Genomic DNA, 19899 nt, shown 5'->3' on the forward strand with positions numbered 1-19899 from the left:
GCCGCGCCGCCCGCCCCAAAAAGACCAACGAAGAACGATTGGTGAAACACCAGCAAGATGACGAACGAAAGCAGGACGATGAACAAGAAGCCGGCGCCCGCGAACCACCACGGGTGCCGCATCGCGTACGTGTTAATTCGTCGGTTGAGGGTCAGCACCCCGCTACTGTCCTGAACCGAGGGTACTAAGAACTAGGCGCTGAGCGCGCCGTTCAGGGCAGCACGCGCCCGTAGCCACGGCCCAAGAAGGCCGGCCGCGGCTGGGCGGGCGATGTGGAAGCCCTGGATGAAGTCACAGCCGTACTCGCGCAGCAGCGCCTCGGTCTCCTCATCCTCGACGCCCTCCGCCACGACTTTCATCCCCAGGTTGTGCCCGAGATCGATCGTCGAGCGCACGATGGCGGCGCCGTCCCCGTTTGTCGCCATGTCCAGGACGAAGGACTTGTCGATTTTGATCTCCTGTACCGGCAGGCGCTTGAGGTAGGTCAGCGACGAGTAGCCGGTGCCGAAGTCATCGACCGAGATCCCGACGCCCATGGCGTGCAGTCGCTGCAGCGTTTCCTCCGCCTCAGTCGATGCGATGATCGACCGCTCGGTGATTTCGAGGCTGAGCATCTCGGGAGCCACCTGCCACGTGCGTAGCAATTCTGCCACGGCATCGGGAAGCTCCTCGTCGAGCAGGTTTCGGGCCGAGAGATTCACGGCCACCCCGATGTCGATGCCCGCTCTCGACCAGGCATTAACCTGGCCCAGGGCCTCGTTGAGCACCCACGCGGTCAGCGGCTTGATCAGGTTGGTCTGCTCCGCGGAGGGGATGAAGTCATCGGGTGGCAGCAACCCGTGGCTGGGATGGCCCCAGCGAACCAGCGCCTCCACCTTGATGGGAAGCCCGTCCGTCGCTGACACGATGGGCTGGTAGTGAAGCACGAGCTCGAACTGGTCGATGGCGTAGCGCAGCTTGCCAATCAGCGGCACGCGTCCGCCGTTTTCACCGCCCTCCTGGTCGGCCGAGTAAACGCTGAAACCGCTCCGGGCGCGCTTGGCCGCGTACATCGCGACATCCGCCCGGCGCGTCAGGGCGTCGGCATCGTCGGCGTGCTGCGGGAAGATTGCAATCCCGATGCTCATAGGGACGGTGATGGGCTGGTCGTCGATGGTAAAGGGGTTGTCGACCGCCTGCAGGATCTTTTCCGCGATCAGTACCGCACGGGTAACATCGGTCGCGCCCCACGGCACGACAGCAAACTCGTCGCCACCATAGCGGGCGATGGTGTCCGCCCTGCGGAGCACGCCACGCATCCGCTGACCAACCTGCTGCAGCAGCCGGTCGCCTGCCTCGTGTCCGAGGCTGTCGTTCACGCTCTTAAACCCATCAAGGTCCATCAGCAAGACCGCACACGGTTTCATCTCACGCTCACCGGCGCGAATCGTCTCCTCGAGCCGCTCGCGGAGAAACGTCCGATTAGGCAGGCCCGTCAAGGGATCGTGCAGCGCGCGGTACTGCAGCGCCTCCGTCTCCGCCTTGCGCTCCGAGAAGTCGCGCAGGCTCCCGATCACCAACCGCTGCGGGCCGAGCCGGCCGACGTTGAACTCCATTGGGAAAGCGATGCCATCCTTCCGGAGGCCCGACGTCTCGTGGCGGCCCATCATCACCTCGCGCTTGTGCGGGCGCAAGTAGGCGCGAAGCTGCGGCTTGATTTCTCCGCGGCACGCATCGGCGATCAGACGCGCGAACTCCTTTCCGATCACCTCTTCCGGGGCGTAGCCAAAGAGCCGCTCCGCCGCCGGGTTATAGGAGCGGATGACCAGGCGCTCGTCGATGGTGATGATGCCGTCGGCAACGTTGTCTAGAATCGCGCGGATCCGGTCGCCGCTGCGTCGCAATTCCTCCTCGGCCCGACGCCGCTCGATGAAGTGGCCGATCTGGCTGCCGATGTCGGCCATCACCCGGATGGTAGGGCGGTCCAGTGAGTGCCGCTCGTTGCTGAAGAGGGCAATGACGCCGGTGACCTTCCGCCCATTCGTGACCGCAAAGGCGAACTTGGCGTGCAGCCCGGCGCTCAGCGCCGCCGAAGTGCGCGGCGAAACGCGGTCGCCGGCGACATCCTCGATCGACGTGGCACGGCCGGTCGCCCACACTCGACCGACCAGTCCGGCCCCGCGGGCGAACGTTAACTCGCGGCTGGCGGCTTCGAACGCCGCGACATCCTTGGTCGGCCGGTACCACCCAAACTCCAAGCGCAGGACATTCGCCTCCCGATCCACCGCCCAGAACTCGCCGACCGTCCAGCCCAGCGTCTCGCAGATGCCCTGCAGAACTTGGGGTGCCGCCTCCGCCCAGGTTGCGGCGTTGGCCAGCGGCCGGGTGACGGCAAACTGCACGCCGCGCAGGCGCTCGGCCATGCGTCGCTGGCTGACATCGCTGACGAACGCAACGAAGGCCACGTTCGCGCCGGAACGCGACGTCGCCGCGACCGAGATCTCGACGGGAAATTCATGGCCGTCCCGGTGCAGCCCCGCCAGCTCGACCGTCTTGCCGACCAGCCGGCCGTCGCCGGTTTCAATGAACCGTGCCAGCCCCCGCTGGTGGGCCTCCCGATAACGACGCGCAATGATCGTGCCCGTCATGGTCCGTCCCATGGCTTCATCGTGCGACCACCCGAAGATCTGTTCCGCCTTCCGGTTCCAGCCGGTGATGAGGCCGCTTTCGTCCGCCGTGATCACGGCACTTGGTGACGTGTCGATGATGACCTGAAGCCGTTGCTGCGACACCTTGAGCTGTTCCACGACCCGCAGTTGGACCTCGGCGTCCTGGCGGGCGGCGTTATAGAGACCGACCGTGCCCACCAGGAGGGCGGCGCAGGGAAGCACCGTCAAGGCATGCCCGACGTACCAGAATCCGTCGTACCGAGCCTGCATGAACATGAAGACCATGGTCTCGATGCAGACGAAGATCAAACCGGCGATCACACTCGTCGCGATGCGGCGGTCCGGGCCACGCGCGCGGCGATAAGCGAGGGCGACAAAGGCGATGGCGAGAAACGGGCCGCCCTGAAGCAGGGTGTTGAATCCGGTGAAGCGGCCGTCGACGATCAGCGGAGGCAGGATGGGAGCGAGACCGGCTGTGACGGCGACGGCCGCGAGACTCACACCCAACGCCAGGGCAACGGCCCTGACCAATGACCGCCGCGGTTCGGCCAGCGGACCGGCCCGGTGGAAGAGGATCCAGGCGAAGAGCACCGGTGTGCCGATGTGCGCGACGTGAAAGAGGACGGGCGCTGTCTGGTTGGTCACGAACGGCATCATGAACGGAGCGACACCCGGGAAGGTCAGCATGTGCTGCAGCCACAACACGCCGAGCACGATGCTGACGAACGCCAGGGGAAGCGACCGGCCATGGCGGCGGATCACCACGTCGGTCGACGAGAGAAGGAGGACGACGGCGAGCATGACCACCATGGCGCTGTCGAGCACCGGCACGTACCAGGTGAGGGGCAGGGTGGCATCGGGCAAGAGGGCTCCGAGGACCGAAACCACCATGATGATGGTGGCCGCCAGCAAGGCGACCAGACCACGGGCGCCGATCTTCTTTAGGCGACCGACGGCGCGACCGCCGGGCACCGCCAGGACGGGCGGGATCGACATGCCCGCAATATGCGTCGCGCCCCGCGAAAGAAAGGTTAAGGACCTGTCACGAGTCGTTACAAATTCTGATAGCGTTCACCCAGCGTTATCTGCGATCCCCTGTATCCCCGAGTGACCGTGCCTAGGTTGTCAGGAGACGTTCCCGAGGAGCTCGAGGAAGGCCGCCTCGTCGAGGATGGGAATCTTGAGCCGTTGTGCCTTCTCCAGCTTCGAACCGGGGTCGGCGCCAACGACCAGGTAGTCGGTCTTCTTCGACACGCTCGGCCCGATTGCTCCCCCCAGGCCCTTGATCCGCTCCTCAGCCTGCCCTCGGGTCAACGAGCTCAGCGTGCCGGTCAGGACAAAGGTCTTGCCGGTGAGCGGGCCCTCGCGCCGTTCGGGTTTCTTGATTTGGATGCCCGCCGCGAGCAGCCGCTCGAGCAACCGCCGAGACTCGGGCCGCTGAAAGTATTGGTGGACGTCTTCCGCAACGGTCGGGCCGACGCCGCCGATCGCCCGAAGGTCCTCGATGCTGGCGGACCGCAGGCGGTCCAGGGTTCCAAAGTGGTCGCCCAGCAAGCCGGCCATCGTCCAGCCGACATGGGCGATGCCGAGCGCAGCGAGAAACCGGAGCAATGTCGTCGATTTGCCGGCGGCGATCCGGTCGAGGAGGTTTTGCGCCGACTTGTCGGCAAATCCGTCGAGGGTGAGCAACTGCTCCTTCGTCAGGTGATAGAGGTCGGCGGGGTCCTTAACCAGCTTCCGATCGATCAGTTGCTGGAGGGTGGCGTAGCCCAGGCCCTCGATGTCGAGCGAGCCGACGAAGTGCCGTAGGTGTTCCAGGACCTGGGCGGGGCACGTTGGATTGATACAGCGCGTGGCAGCCTCACCGGGCTCGCGCACTAGGTCCGTGCCGCATTCGGGGCATTTCTTCGGCATGTGCCACGGCCGGCTCGACTTGGCGCGCTTCTCCTTCAGCACGCGGACGACTTCGGGGATGACGTCGCCGGCGCGCTGGATGATGACCTGGTCGCCCGGCCGCACGTCTTTGCGCGCCACCTCGTCCTCGTTGTGTAAGGTCGCGCGGCTGACCGTGACCCCTCCGATCTGGACAGGCGTCAACCAGGCGACCGGCGTAATTGCGCCGGTTCGTCCGACGTACACCTTGATCTCCTCGACGACGGTCTGCGCCTGCTCCGGCGGAAACTTAAAAGCGAGGGCCCAACGAGGGCTGCGCGAAACGAAGCCGAGCTCCGCCTGCTGGCCGAGGTCGTTGACCTTGATCACGATCCCGTCGATCTCGTAATCGAGCCCGTCTCGTTTCTCCTGCCACTCGTCGAGAAAGGCGATCACCGCGTCGATATCGGCATGGAGCCGGCGGTTCTCGTTGACGTGGAAGCCCATCTCCGCGAGGCGCATCAAGATCTGCTCCTGGCTCTCGGCCCCGCCGGGCGGGTCAAGCGCGTAGATGAAGGTGTCGAGGCGGCGGCGGGCCGTGATGCGCGGATCGAGCTGGCGGACGGCTCCGGCGGCGGCATTGCGTGGGTTGGCGAAGAGGGGCTTGCCTTCAGCGGCCAGCTCGGCGTTGAGCCGTTGAAAGCTCCGCTTCGGCATGTACACCTCGCCACGAACTTCGAACGCCTTGGGAAACTCGGCCGGGATCGTCACCGAAAGCGGAACGCTGGAAATCGTCTTGACGTTCGGCGTCACGTCCTCGCCGACGTAGCCGTCGCCGCGGGTGGCCCCGATCTTGTAGCGGCCGTCCTCGTACAGCAGGCTCATCGCCAGCCCATCGATCTTCAGCTCGGTGACGTACTCGACCTTGACGTCGCCTAGCGCTCGGCTAACTCGCTTGTCGAACTCCCGCACCTCATCGCGGTCGAACGCGTTGGAAAGACTGAGCATCGGCGTCCGGTGCGTGACCTTCGCAAAGGCGTCCGAAGGCGGCCCTCCGACCCGCTGCGTGGGTGAGTCCGGCGTGATCAGTTCCGGGTACTGCGTTTCCAACTCGACGAGCTCGCGGAACAGTGCGTCGTACTCCGCATCAGTGATCTCGGGCTGGTCGAGCTCGTAGTACTGCCGGTTCGCGCGCTCGATGAGTCTGCGCAGCTCCAGCGCGCGGGCCCGCGCCTGCTCCGGGCCCGCCGGCCCACGCGAGCCGCGCGGAACGTGCGATGCCAGCGTTTGAGGCGTTTGCTGCGGCTTGCTCACACTTTGACGATGGGCGCCAGGCTGACCGCGAGGATCTTCATGCCGACCCGGTCGAACTTCACGATGATCTCCTCATCGGTGCGGGTCATCGTGCTCTTCAGCACGGTGCCGCGGCCCCACGAGCGGTGCTCGACCTGGTCGCCCGGCTGGTAGCGCTGCACAAGCTCGACCGGCGCCGATGGACGCGCTGCCTCGATAGCGCGGGCCGGTGCCATCCCGCGCTCGGGAACGCCTTGCGGAATGCCCGCCGATCCGTCGACCAGGTTCGGCGGTATGTCCTTGAGAAAGCGGGACGGCAGGTTCAGGTTGGCGCTGCCGAACAGATGTCGCCGGAAGGCGTGAAACAGGTAGAGGCGGTCCTTCGCCCGGGTCATCCCGACATACGCCAGGCGCCGCTCTTCTTCGAGTTCTTCGGGCGAGTCGAGGCTCCGACTGTGGGGGAAGAGCCCCTCTTCCATGCCCAGCATGAATACCACCGGAAACTCGAGGCCTTTGACCATGTGCAGCGTGATCAGGGTCATGCCCTGCGCGCGTTCGTCCATCGTGTCGACGTCACTCATCAGCGCGGTCTCCTCGAGGAACGCCTGCAATCCCTCGCCGGGGGGCAGCCCGTCGTACTCCGAGGCCAGCCCTCGCAGCTCGAGGACGTTCGCCCAGCGCTCGTCGCCGTCGGTTCTGGTCTCTTTGACATACCGCTCGTACCCGGTCCGCAGCAGCAGAAGGTCAATCGTCTCCACGAGCCGGCGCTCCTGCGAGGCGGCGCGAACCTCGTCGATGAGGTCGCGAAAATCGGCCAGGGCGCCGCGAGCGGCCGGGGCCAGCTCCGACATCTCGTCGAGGCGAGTGAGCGCGTCCCATGCCGTCGTGCCATGGGCGTCGGCCCAGTAGCCAAGCTGCGCCAGCGATTTCTCGCCGAGTTTTCGGCGCGGAACGTTGATGATCCGCGAGAAGCTGAGCGTATCCTGCGGGTTGGCGATCAGGCGCAGGTAGGCCATCACATCCTTGACCTCGCGCCGCTCGTAGAAGCGGAGGCCGCCGATGAGCCGGTAGGGCACGCCCCGACGGAGCAGGACCTCTTCCAGCGCGCGGGACTGCGCGTTGGTGCGATAGAGCACGGCGATGTCACCAAGGCGGTGGTCGCCTTCCGCCACCAGGCGTAACGCCTCGCGCGCGACCGCCTGCGCCTCCTCCTGTTCGTCGTAGGTCTGCGCCACGACGAGCTTCGCCCCGCCCGGCCGCTCGGTCCAAAGCCGCTTCGCAGCCCGGTTGGGATTGGCCTTGATGACGTGGTAGGCGGCGTCGAGAATGACCTGCGTCGATCGATAATTCTGTTCCAGCTTGACGATCTGCGCATCCGGGTAGTCGTGCTCGAAGGACAGGATGTTGCGCACGTCGGCGCCGCGGAACTTGTAGATCGACTGGTCATCGTCCCCCACGACGGCGAGATTGTGGTGCTTACCGGCGAGATGCCGGACCATCAAGTACTGCGCCCGGTTGGTGTCCTGGTACTCATCGACCATCACGTACTTGAAGCGCTTCTGGTACTTCTCGAGCACCTCCGGGTGCCGATCGAACAGCCAAACCGTTCGCATCAGCAGATCGTCGAAGTCGAGCGCGTTGTTCAGTTCGAGGAAGGCGTCATAGCGGAGCCGGATCCGCGCCGCCAGCTCCTCGTTGTGGGTGCCGGCCGCCTTCAACTGGTCCTCCCCGTTGATGACCTCGTCTTTGGCGCGGGAGATCAGCGCCACCATTCCACCCGGCGGATAGCGCTTCTCATCGAGACGCAGCTCGTTCATGACCCGCTTGACGACGGACAGCCGATCGCCCTCGTCGTAGATGACGAAATGGCGATCGATTCCATCGGCGCTCCCGTCGCGCCGCAGGATCCGAACGCCGATGGCATGAAACGTTCCCATCCAGATCGCGCCCGCCGCCAGACTCAGAAGATTCTCGACCCGGCTGCGCATCTCGCGCGCCGCCTTGTTGGTAAACGTGACGGCCAGGATCTCGCCCGGCTCGGCGCGGCCCTGCTGGATCAGCCAGGCGATCCGGTGGGTGAGCACGCGGGTCTTGCCGCTACCCGCGCCGGCGAAGATCAGCAGCGGCCCGTCGTCGGCGGTCACGGCCGCCCGTTGCGGAGGGTTCAGCCCGGCTAAGAGATCGATCGCCCGCTCCGCGGCAGGCGAAGAAGACACAGTCAATACGCAGTCAAGTCTACCGGGCACAGTTAGCGCAGAAACGAAAACGCGCGAAAGGGCGGCGCGGCGGACGCGCTAGTGGCGGCGGCCGCGACCGCGCATCCGGCCGGCGGCCATGTTGTCCGTGTCGTCGTCGTCCTCGGCGTTCCTCTTTTGCCTGGACGCCTTGAACGACTCCGAGAAGGTGCTGATGAACTGATCGCGCAGTTCCATCGTCGAGACCTCGAATGCGTCCTTCAGCGTCCAGTGGTCGTCCGGCGAGTACTTACGCTCGCACGCCCAGAGCAGGAACGTGATCAGTTGCACATTGATGCTCGCCATGAGCTTCGAATCGCCCTTCGTCTTGGCGGTCTTATCCTTGCCCTTGCGTTTTGGGCCGGCGGCGGCCGGCGGTGGAGCCACGGTACCATCACCTGTTCGGACACCCCAGGTCGGCGCGCTCGGCGCGGGCGCCACAGCCGGCGCTTGCGCGACCAGGCTGGCGCGCAATGACGCCAGGTCGTCCTTGGGGGCCGTCTTGGCAGGCTCGGGAGCGGCCGGCGCCGGCATCGGCGCGGCCGGCGGCTGGTACGAGGGGATGGCGTCTCGTTTCTTGGGAATTGCCATCGGCGGCACCGAAAAGCTCTGCGGCGTCAGCGGCCGAGTCGGCGCCGCGGGCGCAGCCGGCGGTGGAGGCCCTACGGGCGGCATCATTGGCAGCGGCATCCCCTGTGGCGACATCGCTTGCTGGGGCATTGGCTGCTGCGGCATCGGCTGCTGCGGCATTTGCTGCTGGGGCATCCCCTGCTGCGGCATTTGCTGCTGTTGAGGCATCCCCTGCTGGGGATAGGCCGGGTAGCCAGGCTGGGGCTGGCCGGGATACCCCTGCTGCTGAGGGTACGGCTGGCCCTGTGGCTGCGCGCCCGGGTATTGGGCGCCCTGCTGATAGGGGGCGGCGGGATAACCGGGTTGCTGGGGGTAGCCGCCAGCGCCCCACGAGGGAGCTTGCGGCATTCCGGGCTGCGGAGCCGGCGGCCAGCCCTGAGGGGCTCCCTGGGCAGGTGCGCCAGGATACTGGCCCGGTGGCGGCCCCTGCTGTGGCCACGGTGGCACCTGGCCTGGCACCGGCTGCGAGTAGGTCCGGTAGACGGGCGCGATCGGCCGCTGCTGATCGGGCGGGATGTAGGGAGCCGAGGGGCCCTGCAGCACCGCCTGACTGCGTCGGAGCAGGTCCAGCAGGCGGCCCTTATCGATATAGAGGTTGCCAGCGAGGGTGGGATTGACGCCCGGCGTAAAGGTGAACTCGCCGCTCTGGAACTCCCAGAGGAGATCGAAGGCCTGACGGGCGCCACGGACACGGCCCCCGCGGGCATGTGTCAGCGCACCGGACTGAAAGGCATAGACCCACTCCCCACGAGGCTCTCGGAGCTCCAGGACGCCAGATTGGCTGTTGTTGACCACCTGATCGAGGAGTCCGAGCAGCCCAACACGATCGATGGGGCTGAACGCCGGGGCTTTGGACCGGGCAGCCGGCTCCCCTTTGCCCTTGGCGAAGAGCTTCACACCGCTGTAACCGGCGATGGGAGGCTGTCCTTGCCCGTGTAAAACCCCCGCTACAACGTGTTACCGGCCAGCAGCAGTGCTCTAACCTCGTCGTCGGTGACCTGTGGCCATTCCTCGAAGAAGTTCCCGACCGCGTAGAACGGCTCCGGAGTCGCCAAACAGACGAATTCATCGACCAGCGGATCGAGCCAGGCGGCGGTATCCGGCGGCGCGACCGGGGCTGCCAGCACCACCCGCTGAGCGCCACGGCGGCGAACCGTCTGAATACCTGCCTGCGCCGTGTACCCGGTGGCAACGCCATCGTCGGTCAGAATCACGGTTCGGCCCTCGAGCGACGGCATCGCCCCCGCGCCCAGCGCCGCCAGCCAGGCGCGCAGTTCCTCGCGCTGGTGAGCAGCCGCCTGGAAGAGGTCGTCCTCGGTGAGCCCGAGGTGCTGGCTCAGCCGGCGATCGAAGACGAGTACCGCATCATCGTCGACGGCACCGATGGCGAGCTCGGGATTGCCGGGCGCGCCAAGCTTTCGAACCGGGCAGATCCCGAGCGGTAGATGGAGATCGACTGCGATCGCCTTTGCCACGACCGTGCCGCCGCGTGGAATGCCAAGGACGACCGTGCGTCCCTGGTCACGGTAGCGCTGCAGCGCTGCCGCCAGCTGCTCGCCAGCATCGACCCGATCGCGAAAAACCACCGAACTACAATAAGTCGATGTCGATCGCCACGCCGACCATGCCCGGCGTCGGAGACCTGGCACCCGATTTCACCCTGCCGGGGACGCCCGACGGGGATCCGGTTGCCCTCTCCTCGTTCAAAGGCAAGAAGCATGTGCTGCTGGCCTTCTACGTTTTCGACTTCAGCCCCGGTTGAACGAATGAGCTCAGCTCCTTGCGAGGTGATTACCCGCAGTTCGTGAAGGCCGAGACCGAAATACTCGGGCTCAGCGTGGATCACATCTGGGCGCATAAGGCCTATGCGAAGAGCCTGGGCGACCTCCCGTTTCCCATCCTCGCGGATTGGGACAAGTCTGTCGCCCGCCGCTACGGCGTCCTCAACGAGGAGCGCGGCGTGGCCCAGCGATCACTGTTCCTCGTCGACTACCGAGGCTACGTCCGCTGGCGCAACCCGCACTACGACTGGCGCAGCCAGGAGCAGTACGCCCAGGTGACCGAGGCAATGCTGGCGTTGCCCATGATCCCCCGAGCGAAGGAAGGGAAATAGAAAAGGCCAGCCCGAAGGCTGGCCGTTCATGGTCGAGTGGGTTAGCTCTTGCCGTTGGCGACGACGGCCAGAATGTCCTTCTCGGAGAGGATCAGGTACTCGGTCTCGTCGAGCTTGATCTCGCTGCCGGCGTACTTGGCGTAGACCACGCGGTCGCCGACTTTGACGTCCAGCGGCTCGCGCTTGCCGGTCGTCTCGATGAAGCGGCCGTTGCCGACGGCCTCGACCAGGCCTTCCTGCGGCTTCTCCTTGGCGGTGTCGGGCAGCACGATCCCGCTCTTGGTCTTCTCTTCCCGCTCGACGGGCTTGATTACGACGCGATCGCCCAGTGGACGTAGCTTCATGAAACCCTCCTTAGATGGTGACAGTACATTAGCACTCAGTGAGCCCGAGTGCTAATGATACTCGCTTTGGCGAGGCCCTTCAAGGGGCCCGGCGCTGGCCGGACCCCCTGCTGCGGTTAGTCGTCGTCCTCGCGGGTGTAGCCAGAGGCCTGCCACAGCGTCAGCGCCATTGCGGCATAGCCGGCGTTGGTCGGGTGTGTGTCATGGAGCGATGTGCAGATGGCGGTCAGCAGGCACAGGGTAGGAACCTCCGCCGGCCCGCTGGGATTGAAGACGGGGAACACATCGGCCACCCGCGCACCCTGGGACGTCGCGGCGAGCTTGATCGTATTGTCGATAAAGGTGGCGAATTGATCGGACGCGGGAATCGACACCGCCAGGGGATTGTAGAGATCGAGAACGATGATCTCGCTCGTCGGCGATGCGGCATGAAGCGTCGCGACAATCGTGGCGAGATTGGTGCCGACCTTATTGAGCAGAGCGGGCAAACGCGCCGTGACGCACGCCACGAAGGTGTTCGGGTCGGGGCATGCCTCGATCAAGTCGTGGGTTGCGTCGTTCGATCCCAGGTCGATCGTGATCGGGCTTACTCGGTTGGGATGGGACCCCAAAAAAGCCAAAGCCGTTGCGAGTTGCGAAGGTTGCGTGTAGGCGTTGTGGAGGGCAAAGGGATAGGGACAGGGCCCATTGATAAACGAAACCGTCGTCTCACCCGGGCATCCATAGTTGACCGTCTTGATGCCCGGCCTCGCGGACTTCAGCAACCGGGCGAAATCATTCGTGTATCCGGTGTGAAAGGCGTCGGGGCGCTCATTTGGGTAGATCCTGTTGAAGGTCGCCTGTTGGAATCCGAACGCCAGCGAGTCGCCAAGCGAGAGATAGTATTTCCCGGGTTCCGTCTGCTGATTGGATGATGCCGCCGCCGGCATGGCGCCGGCAACGACGGCGAGCAAGGCGACCGAAATCGCGGCAAGGCGTAAGCGCATGGGTATCCCTCCTGTTCGGTGGACGCGATCTATTCGATACCACGACAACGCTTCGGCGTCAACGCAGGTTACGTAAAGCCGAGGCCTGGGTCGGCGTCGAAGGGCGCGGGATCGGGTCCTCTCCGGTCCCACTCGATCAATGCCGCGGCGCCGATCATCGCCGCGTTGTCGGTGCAGAGCTCCGGCGCGGGGATGACGAGACGAGCAGTCTTCCCCAGACGCGCCTGCGCGGCCTGCCGGAGCCGGCGGTTGCGCGCGACGCCCCCGCCCAGCACGATGGTCGGCGCAGGGTCGGCGGCCTGGGCGGCCTCGACGCGCTGGAGGAGAGCATCGACGATCGCCTCCTGGTAGCTGGCGGCCAGATCGGCGCGGTCCTGGTCGGAGATCGACGTCCGTTTACGGACCTCGTAGAGCAGCGCGGTCTTGACGCCGCTGAAGCTGAAGTCGAGGCCGGGAGCGCGGGGTCGCGGGAATCGGACGGCGCTGGGATCACCGTCGGCCGCCAACTTGTCGATCGCCGGACCGCCTGGGAACGGCAGGCCGAGAATGCGCGCGCCCTTGTCGAAGGCCTCACCGGCCGCGTCATCGATCGTCCGACCGATCACGGTGATGTTGCCGTCCTCCTGCCAGCGGATCAGGTCACTGTGACCTCCGGAGACCACCAGCCCGAGTACGGGGGGGCGGACCTCGGGCTCCTCGAGCTGCGCGGCGAAGACGTGGGCGGCGAGATGGCTGACGCCGATCACCGGCAGCTTGCGGGCCCAGGCAATCGCCTGGGCGAGGTTGACGCCGACCAGCAGGCAGCCAATCAGCCCAGGGCCTTTGGTCACCGCGACGGCGTCGATCTGCTCCCAGCGGGTAGCCGCGTTCTCTAACGCTCGCTCGATCACCGGGACCAGCGTCTGGAGGTGCGCGCGTGCCGCGATTTCCGGCACGACACCGCCAAAGGGCGCATGCAGGGCATCCTGCGAACGAACGACATTCGAGAGCAGCCGCGGCCCGCTGGCGATGACCGCCGCGGCGGTTTCATCACAGGAGGTCTCGATCGCCAGGACGCGCCGGTTCGTGAGCGCTACTGCGGTGTGCTGGTGTCGAGCCCTTCGATCTCGAGCGTTTGCAGAATCTCGTTGAACCGCTTCTTGAAACCGGGCGCTTGGATGGAGTCCGACCACATCACGATGGCATCCTCGTTGTTGTCGGTGTAATAGCCACGGCGGCGACCGATGACCTTGAAGCCGAACTTCTCGTAGAGGCGGACGGCGACGTCGTTGGACGGCCGCACCTCGAGGGTGAGCCAGCGCGAGCCCAATTGATAGGCGCGCTGGATCAGCGCCGCCATCAGGGCATGGCCGTACCCCTTGCCCTGCTGATTGGCGCGCACGCCGACGGTGGTGATATGCGCCTCGTCGCTCATCTTCCAGAGACCCGCATAGCCGACGATCTCCTCGTCGCGGCGCAACACGAGATAGTAGGCCGAGCGATTGTGATGGAGCTCGCGATAGTAAGCATTGCGCGGCCAGGGGGTCGGAAAGATCTGACGCTCGATCGCCTGCACCTCGGGGATGTCCTCCTCGCGCATGGCGTCGACGAGCGTTCGGGACTTCAACTGCATCATGGGGCCTTCCTTCTGCGCTCCTCCGCGGCCGCGGGCTGAACGTAGAGCGCCTGCACCTCATCATATCGCAGCGGTTTTTGAGAATCGAAGGTCCAATTGGCGGAGTCCAGCAGCGCCGCGCTCAGGGGCCGCCGTTCAGCCGGGGGCACCTCGAGATGAGCCAGGCCCGGGACCCAGCCAGCCAGGCTGCCGGCGGGCTCGACCATGACCCGGGCGGCGGCGGGCAACCAGCCAGCAAGCTCATCCACAGGCAGGCGCCGGGCCGCCTCCCCTTCGCGCCAGGCATAGACCTCACGCCGGCCCGCGTCGCGCAGCGCCACGCTGGCCGGATCGCCGGTGGCTCGGCGGGCGAGGATGGGCAGGCTATCGGCGACGTACAGCGGGATATGCCGGGCGTACGCCAGCCCGGCCGCCAGCGAGAGGCCGACTCGCAGGCCCGTGAACGACCCCGGGCCACGCGCTGCCACCACCGCGTCGAGGTCGTCAGGCGTGCCGCCGGCCCGTCTCACAACGGCGTCCAGGCGGACCAGCACCGGCGGATCCGCTCGATCCCTCACCCAGTCGTCGGCCGCGAGCAGCCGGCGGCCGTCGAGAACGACCAGCGACTGGTCGACGCCGGACGTGTCAATCGCCAGGCGCATGTTTGAAGACCGTCAAAATCCGGTCGGGCCCGCGCACCAGGGTGAGCCGGCGCCGCGTCTCCGCCGTGCTGTTCAACCGGATACGGACCGTCGCCCAGTCGTCGAGCACGTCGGCGCGATCCGGCCACTCGATGACGGTCACCGCGTCCGGCGCCGGTTCGTCGAGACCCGTGTCCACCCAGGCCATCCCCTCCAGACGATAGAGGTCGTAATGCTCGATGGGCAGACGGCCCTGGTAGCGGTGGTGCAAGACGAAGGTCGGACTATGCACGCCGCTCGTGACGCCGAGCGCCTCCGCGATCCCCTTCACCAGTTCGGTCTTTCCCGCACCGAGGTCGCCTTCGAGGGCGATGACGTCTCCCGCCTCGAGCACCTGTCCGAGGCGGCGGCCGAGCTCGCGGGTCTCCTCCACCGATCCCGTCTCAACGAAAGTGCTCGTAGCCGGCTCCTTCGACGCTTTCGAGACGCGTGCCGTTGCGAAGCCGAATGCCCGGCCTGGCTTCGATCTCGCCGACGACCGTCAAGGGGAGGTCGATCCGCTCGAGGACGCGCCTGGCGGCGGCGATGCGAGCGGACGGGGCCGCGCAGATCAGTTCGAAGTCCTCCGAATCTTTGACGGCCAGCCCCCATTCCTTCGGACGCAGGCCTCGCGCCAGTGGGAGCCGCGTGACGTCGATGGTCGCCCCCAGCCGCGCGCCCTCGACCAATCGCTCGACCTCACGGTAGAGGCCGTCGCTGATGTCACCGCCAACCCGGATGCCCGACTCGACGAGGACGCGGCCGGCGACGACGCGGGGCGTCGGATCGAGCTGGGCCGAGACCCAGGCACGCTCGTCGCGGGTCTCGGGCCCGCGCCCGGATTCGAGGAGCCGCAGACCGGCGGCGGCGCCACCCAGGGCGCCCGTGACGGCGAGGAGCCAGCCGGGCCGTGCGCCTTGCCGCCTGAGCATCGACCGCGCCGAGTCGAGCCGGCCGATCAGCGTCGCCGTGAGGGTGAGCAGGCCCAAAGTCCCGCTCAGGTCTCCGCCGGCGATCGCGCAGCTGAAGCGTCGCGCTTGTTCGGCGACACCTAGGTAGAGACGCCGGACGTCGGCAACGGGCAAGGTGCCGCGCAGCGTCAATGCGATAAGCGCATAGCGCGGCTCCGCGCCCATCGCCGCCAGGTCGCTGAGGTTGATCGAGACCAGCCGCCGGCCGAGGGTGCGGAAATCAAAGCCGGGCCATTGCAGGCGAAAATCGATCTCCTCGACCATGGTGTCGGTGGTCGCGACCACGAAGGGATCGCCGCGCCACACCGCGGCATCATCGGCTGGCGCCGCAACCAGCAACCCACGTGACGGCGGATCCAGGTAACGACCGATCGACCGCAGGAGGCCGCGCTCGCCCACATCCGCAAGCGTCCGCGGCCGGCGGGCTATACGGGAAGACCCTCGACGGGGCTGCTGGCGACGGCCTTCAGGCCGATGTGGGCCCGGCCCGCCTTGAAGGCCCGCCGGCCGGCAACGACCGCCTCGGCAAAGGCGCGCGCCATCTCGGGTGGATTCTGCGCCCGAGCGATCGCCGTATTGACGAGGACGGCGGCGGCACCGGCCTCGAGGCAACGCGCCGCTTCGGAGGGAACGCCGAGACCCGCGTCGACGATGACCGGCACCTTGACCTTGCTCACGATCAGCTCCAGGTTCAAAAGATTTTGCAGCCCGAGCGTCGTGCCGATGGGGGCGGCGCCAGGCATGACGGCGGCCGCACCCGCCTCATAGAGCCGAATCGCCTGCACCACGTCATCGCTCGTGTAGGCCATGACGATGAAGCCCTCTTTGACCAGCTGGCGGGTCGCCTCGAGGGTCGCCTGCGGATCCGGAAGTAGCGTGTCTTCGTCGCCGACCACCTCGACCTTGATGAAGTCGGAGAAACCGGCGGCGCGGGCCAGGCGCGCGAGGCGCACGGCCCCTTCGGCGTTGGTCGCGCCCGCGGTGTTCGGGAGGAGCGTGTAGCGGCGCAGGTCGATCCCCTCCAGCTCGGAGCGACCGCCCTCGAGGTTCAGGCGGCGGATCGCGACCGTGATCATGTCCGGTTGAGCGGCCTCGAGGCAGCGCGCGAGCACGTCGTTCGAGGCGAATTTCCCGGTGCCGTGGATCAGCCGCGACCGCAGCAGCCGCCCGCCGACAAGGAAGGCATCGTCGGCTGGTGATCCACCACCCACGAAGTACACCAGCTCGAGCTCGTCGCCGTCGCACACCTTCGCCGTCTTGAAGTCCTCTTTGCGGCGGATCTCGCGATTGTGCTCGATCACGACCCGGGAAGGCTGCACATCCAGCTCCTTGAGCAACTCCAGCAGGCTTATCCCTTCGGGGACCTTCCGCGGCTTCCCATTGAGCGTGACCGTGACGTCGCTCATCAGCGTGCTACCTGGAGTCGTGTCATGAGGGCTTCATGCAGGCGCCGGGCCGCTTCCGCAGGATCCGCCGCGTCATAGATCGCGCGAACGACGGCGACGGCTGGCGCACCCGCGTCAACGACGGAGCCGACATTATCCAGGTCGATGCCACCGACCGCGAGGAATGGCCGATCGATAACCGCGGCGACGCGGGACACGAGCGCCGAGCCCACGGCGGGACGGCCCTCCTTCGTCGGAGTTGGAAAGACGGGTCCGACCGCAACGTAGTCGACGCCCTCGTGGACAGCGAGTTGCGCCTGGGCGAGACTGTGCGTGGAACGGCCGATCAATCGTCCTTCAAACCCCGGAAGGGCTCGCACCACCTGAGGTGGAAGATCGTCCTGACCGAGGTGAACCCCATCTGCGTCGGCCGCGATCGCAAGAGCCGGATCATCGTTAATGATGAGTAGGGCCTCGTGCTCAAGGGTCAGCGTCCGCAGCGCCAGCGCCAGCCGGTATTGCTCGGGCTTCGGCATCAACTTTTTCCGAAGCTGGATGCCGGTGGCGCCGCCTTCGAGAGCCGCTTCCACGATGCGCGCCGTCTCGACCGCATCACCGCGATCGCCGGTGATCACGTAGAGGCGCATGCGAGCGAGTCGCTCACGTCGTTCCTTGGCTACTCCCATATGTCCAGTGTCCCGGCAGTAGCGGAATGCTCGAGCCCCTTTCCTCCGCAGGTATCACCTGATCAGGTTCCAGCGTCAGCCGGCGAACCGACTTTCTCAGCGCATTCCGCTCCGCTAGGGCTGCATAGATTATAGGTATCGGCGCGGGACCCGGCTCGAGATCGCACACAGGACTTCGTAGGAGATCGTTCCCGACGCCTCCGCGAGATCGTCCGCGCTCAAGGTGGCGCCGCCCTCTTCGCCGATCAGTGTCACGACGTCACCAACTGCGACCTGGGGGACGGTTCGGACGTCGATCGCGGCCTGGTCCATGCTGATCGTGCCGGCGATCGGGACGGCGACGCCCCGGACGATCGCGCGACCGCCAGCCGACGCGCGCCGGTGCAGGCCGTCGGCATAGCCGACGGCGATGGTCGCCACCCTCGCCGGCTCGCGGGCAATGAACTTGCGCCCGTAACCGACGCTCTCGCCAATCGGCACCGCGACGACGTTGGTCACGATCGTTTGCCAGCACAGTGCCGGGCGGAGCCCAGGCAGGTCGGCCCAGCTGGGGACCGGCCGAACACCATAGATGATGAGGCCGGCGCGCACCAGGTCCAGTCGTGCCTCGGGAAAGCGAAGGAGTCCCGCCGAGTTGGCGGCATGGCTGAGAAATCCGGTGACACCGGCGCGGACCAGGGCGGCGCGGGCGTCGAGAAACACGTGCAACTGCTCCCTTGTAAAAGCGGGGTCCTGGTCCGCGTCGGCAAAATGCGTCCAGAAGCCCTCCAGCCGCAGGTTCACATCGGCATCAACCTCTGCGGCGAGCTTGACGGCCTCCGCGGGCGCGGCGCCCAGGCGGTGCATCCCGGTGTCGACCTTGACGTGGACGGGAATCTCGGTCGCCGCGGTCTTGAGCAGCGCCAGGCCGTCGCGATCGTAGACCGTCATCGCCAGTTTCGCGGCGATCGCCGCCGAGAGCGCGGATGGCGGCGTGTACCCGAGGTTGAGGATCGGCTCGACGATGCCGGCCTTGCGCAGCTCGATCCCCTCCGGTACCGACGACACCGCCAGCCAGGTCGCGCCACCCTGTAGCGCCGCTCGGGCCGTGGGCACCGCGCCGTGCCCATAGCCGTCGGCCTTCACCACCGCCATCACGGCCGTCTTCTCACCGACGAGCTGCTTGACGAGACTCGTGTTGTCAGCGATCGCCGACGGATCGACGTCAGCCCACTTCGTCGCGCCGTGTTCGGTCAGCGCAACCGCTCCATCACGCGCGGAACCTGTGGCAGCAGGTCGGACGCGAGCACGCCGGCCTGACCCAGCGACGCCTCGAGGTCCAGCCCCGCAAGACTGTGCAGGTGCACGCCTGTGACGGCGGCCTCGAAGGGCGGCAGCTTTTGGCCCATCAGTCCGCCGATGAGCCCGGCGAGGACATCGCCAGTGCCGCCCGAAGCCAGCGCCGGCGTCGCGATGGGGTTCAGGGTCACGCGTCCGTCCGGGGCGGCGATGACGGTGCCGGCGCCCTTGAGCACCACCACCTTGTTCCACACCTTGGCAAAGCGCGACGCGATCCCACGCCGATCCTGCTGCACCGCCGACGTCTCGAGGCCGGATAGGCGCCCGAACTCCGCCGGGTGCGGGGTGAGCACGATCTGCGGCGACAGGCGCGGCAGGATCGTGCGGTGTTCGGCAAGCAGGTTGAGGGCGTCTGCGTCGAGCACCAGCGGCGCCGCGACGCGCGGAACGAGATCCTCCACCAGGCGCCGGGTCGACGCATCGCGTCCCAGCCCGGGCCCGATCACGCCGGCGTCAGCCCCCGCGAAGCCACGAAGGATCCCGCTGAGCGACGCGTGCCCGACCACCCCGGGCGAGATCTCGGGAACGGGCCCGACGATGACTTCGGTGCACTTCTCGGCGAGGATCGGATAGATCGACTGGGCGACCAGGAGGCGGACGATGCCCGCGCCGGATCGCGCCGCGCCCATGCTCGCCAGGTAGGCGGCGCCGGTATAGCCCTGCGACCCCGCCAGTACGACGACCGTCCCAAAGGTCCCTTTGTGCCCATCGCGCGGTCGGGCGGGGAGCCGGAACCCATCGGGCAGCGCGCCGCGTGGCCGAATCGCCTCGGCCTCCGGGATCACGGCCACCGCAACCGCGAAGTGGCCATCGTGGGCGATGCTGACGTCCACGCTGCGTCCCGTCAGCGTGGTTGCCGCAGCCACGCGCACATGGGGCCGTCCGTCATCGCTGGGGAGAATCTCGACATCGCGCATACGGGGGCGCACCACGCCGGTTGGCATCGCCTTGCCGATCGCTTCCTTTGCCGCCCAGCGGCCCGCCCAGCGCTCTGCGCTGCCGCCGCAATAGTCGATCTCCCGGTCGGTAAGGAACTTGTGCAGGAACCGATCCCCGAATCGCTTCTGGGCCTCCGCAATGCGCGGAATCGCCGCGACATCTACGCCGACCCGAGGGGTCACGCTC

The 19899-nt window shown here is 66.7% G+C and carries 17 protein-coding genes, 1 pseudogene and 1 riboswitch; of the genes and pseudogenes, 2 read left to right on the forward strand and 16 right to left on the reverse strand.

What is annotated here, in order from left to right:
• Window positions 1-191 precede the first annotated feature (191 nt).
• The 5 genes from VHK65_12120 to VHK65_12140 all read right to left on the reverse strand — a co-directional run bounded on the left by VHK65_12120 (window position 192) and on the right by VHK65_12140 (window position 10263).
• Window positions 192-3644 (reverse strand): EAL domain-containing protein, encoded by a 3453-nt coding sequence (locus VHK65_12120; protein HVS06890.1) that lies wholly within the window; start codon window positions 3642-3644, stop codon window positions 192-194.
• Window positions 3645-3773: 129 nt separating this feature from the next.
• On the reverse strand, window positions 3774-5834 hold the full coding sequence (gene ligA, locus VHK65_12125; GenBank protein HVS06891.1) for an NAD-dependent DNA ligase LigA: 2061 nt from the start codon (window positions 5832-5834) through the stop codon (window positions 3774-3776).
• The gene (locus VHK65_12130; protein ID HVS06892.1) at window positions 5831-8029 is read right to left on the reverse strand and encodes a UvrD-helicase domain-containing protein; all 2199 of its coding nucleotides are present in this window, start codon (window positions 8027-8029) and stop codon (window positions 5831-5833) included. Before VHK65_12130 ends, ligA begins: the two co-directional genes overlap by 4 nt.
• Before the next feature lie 78 nt (window positions 8030-8107).
• The gene (locus tag VHK65_12135; protein HVS06893.1) at window positions 8108-9574 is read right to left on the reverse strand and encodes a DUF4388 domain-containing protein; all 1467 of its coding nucleotides are present in this window, start codon (window positions 9572-9574) and stop codon (window positions 8108-8110) included.
• Between the two features lie 50 nt (window positions 9575-9624).
• On the reverse strand, window positions 9625-10263 hold the full coding sequence (locus tag VHK65_12140) for a phosphoribosyltransferase family protein (protein HVS06894.1): 639 nt from the start codon (window positions 10261-10263) through the stop codon (window positions 9625-9627).
• A gap of 17 nt (window positions 10264-10280) precedes the next feature.
• On the opposite strand from VHK65_12140, the gene VHK65_12145 reads away from it, so the two are divergent.
• Together VHK65_12145 and VHK65_12150 are read left to right on the forward strand one after the other, a co-directional pair.
• Window positions 10281-10439, forward strand: coding sequence for a redoxin domain-containing protein (locus VHK65_12145; protein ID HVS06895.1), 159 nt, complete (start codon window positions 10281-10283; stop codon window positions 10437-10439).
• Between the two features lie 12 nt (window positions 10440-10451).
• Window positions 10452-10790 (forward strand): annotated as a pseudogene (locus tag VHK65_12150) (redoxin domain-containing protein).
• A 41-nt stretch (window positions 10791-10831) separates the two neighbouring features.
• On the opposite strand, the gene groES reads toward VHK65_12150, so the two are convergent.
• The 11 genes from groES to VHK65_12205 form a co-directional block, all read right to left on the reverse strand.
• Window positions 10832-11134: a co-chaperone GroES gene (groES, locus tag VHK65_12155; GenBank protein ID HVS06896.1), complete on the reverse strand. Its 303-nt coding sequence runs from the start codon at window positions 11132-11134 to the stop codon at window positions 10832-10834.
• 116 nt (window positions 11135-11250) lie between these two features.
• Complete coding sequence (locus tag VHK65_12160; GenBank protein HVS06897.1) at window positions 11251-12120, reverse strand: SGNH/GDSL hydrolase family protein; 870 nt, start codon at window positions 12118-12120, stop codon at window positions 11251-11253.
• Between the two features lie 68 nt (window positions 12121-12188).
• Window positions 12189-13172, reverse strand: a complete 984-nt coding sequence (gene tsaD / locus VHK65_12165) for a tRNA (adenosine(37)-N6)-threonylcarbamoyltransferase complex transferase subunit TsaD (protein HVS06898.1) — start codon at window positions 13170-13172, stop codon at window positions 12189-12191.
• 20 nt (window positions 13173-13192) lie between these two features.
• Entirely contained in the window at window positions 13193-13735 is a 543-nt protein-coding gene (rimI, locus tag VHK65_12170; protein HVS06899.1) for a ribosomal protein S18-alanine N-acetyltransferase, read from the reverse strand.
• On the reverse strand, window positions 13732-14376 hold the full coding sequence (gene tsaB, locus VHK65_12175; GenBank protein HVS06900.1) for a tRNA (adenosine(37)-N6)-threonylcarbamoyltransferase complex dimerization subunit type 1 TsaB: 645 nt from the start codon (window positions 14374-14376) through the stop codon (window positions 13732-13734). Before tsaB ends, rimI begins: the two co-directional genes overlap by 4 nt.
• Window positions 14360-14788 carry a tRNA (adenosine(37)-N6)-threonylcarbamoyltransferase complex ATPase subunit type 1 TsaE gene (gene tsaE, locus VHK65_12180; protein HVS06901.1) on the reverse strand — a complete coding sequence of 143 codons (429 nt, stop codon included), beginning with the start codon at window positions 14786-14788 and terminating at the stop codon, window positions 14360-14362. The genes tsaB and tsaE overlap by 17 nt, the downstream gene beginning before the upstream one ends.
• Before the next feature lie 10 nt (window positions 14789-14798).
• Window positions 14799-15764: a thiamine-phosphate kinase gene (thiL, locus tag VHK65_12185; GenBank protein ID HVS06902.1), complete on the reverse strand. Its 966-nt coding sequence runs from the start codon at window positions 15762-15764 to the stop codon at window positions 14799-14801.
• A 26-nt stretch (window positions 15765-15790) separates the two neighbouring features.
• A complete protein-coding gene (gene thiS / locus VHK65_12190) occupies window positions 15791-16771 on the reverse strand; it encodes a sulfur carrier protein ThiS (GenBank protein HVS06903.1) in 981 nt (326 codons plus the stop codon).
• Window positions 16771-17436 (reverse strand): thiamine phosphate synthase, encoded by a 666-nt coding sequence (gene thiE, locus VHK65_12195; protein HVS06904.1) that lies wholly within the window; start codon window positions 17434-17436, stop codon window positions 16771-16773. Before thiE ends, thiS begins: the two co-directional genes overlap by 1 nt.
• 22 nt (window positions 17437-17458) lie before the next feature.
• Window positions 17459-17562: riboswitch (TPP riboswitch) on the reverse strand.
• 3 nt (window positions 17563-17565) lie between these two features.
• A complete protein-coding gene (alr, locus tag VHK65_12200) occupies window positions 17566-18672 on the reverse strand; it encodes an alanine racemase (GenBank protein HVS06905.1) in 1107 nt (368 codons plus the stop codon).
• On the reverse strand, window positions 18669-19895 hold the full coding sequence (locus VHK65_12205; GenBank protein ID HVS06906.1) for an NAD(P)H-hydrate dehydratase: 1227 nt from the start codon (window positions 19893-19895) through the stop codon (window positions 18669-18671). The genes alr and VHK65_12205 overlap by 4 nt, the downstream gene beginning before the upstream one ends.
• Window positions 19896-19899 lie beyond the last annotated feature (4 nt).

It is taken from the genome of Candidatus Dormiibacterota bacterium, assembly GCA_035544955.1.
Lineage (GTDB): Bacteria > Chloroflexota > Dormibacteria > CF-121 > CF-121 > CF-13.

Bases quoted from the DNA above. Each gene is read 5' to 3' on its own strand.
- groES (HVS06896.1), bottom strand. From the start codon at position 11,134: ATGAAGCTACGTCCACTGGGCGATCGCGTCGTAATCAAGCCCGTCGAG.
- VHK65_12160 (HVS06897.1), bottom strand. From the start codon at position 12,120: ATGCGCTTACGCCTTGCCGCGATTTCGGTCGCCTTGCTCGCCGTCGTT.
- rimI (HVS06899.1), bottom strand. From the start codon at position 13,735: ATGATGCAGTTGAAGTCCCGAACGCTCGTCGACGCCATGCGCGAGGAG.
- thiS (HVS06903.1), bottom strand. From the start codon at position 16,771: ATGAGCGACGTCACGGTCACGCTCAATGGGAAGCCGCGGAAGGTCCCC.
- thiE (HVS06904.1), bottom strand. From the start codon at position 17,436: ATGGGAGTAGCCAAGGAACGACGTGAGCGACTCGCTCGCATGCGCCTC.
- VHK65_12145 (HVS06895.1), top strand. From the start codon at position 10,281: ATGTCGATCGCCACGCCGACCATGCCCGGCGTCGGAGACCTGGCACCC.
- tsaB (HVS06900.1), bottom strand. From the start codon at position 14,376: ATGCGCCTGGCGATTGACACGTCCGGCGTCGACCAGTCGCTGGTCGTT.
- VHK65_12120 (HVS06890.1), bottom strand. From the start codon at position 3,644: ATGTCGATCCCGCCCGTCCTGGCGGTGCCCGGCGGTCGCGCCGTCGGT.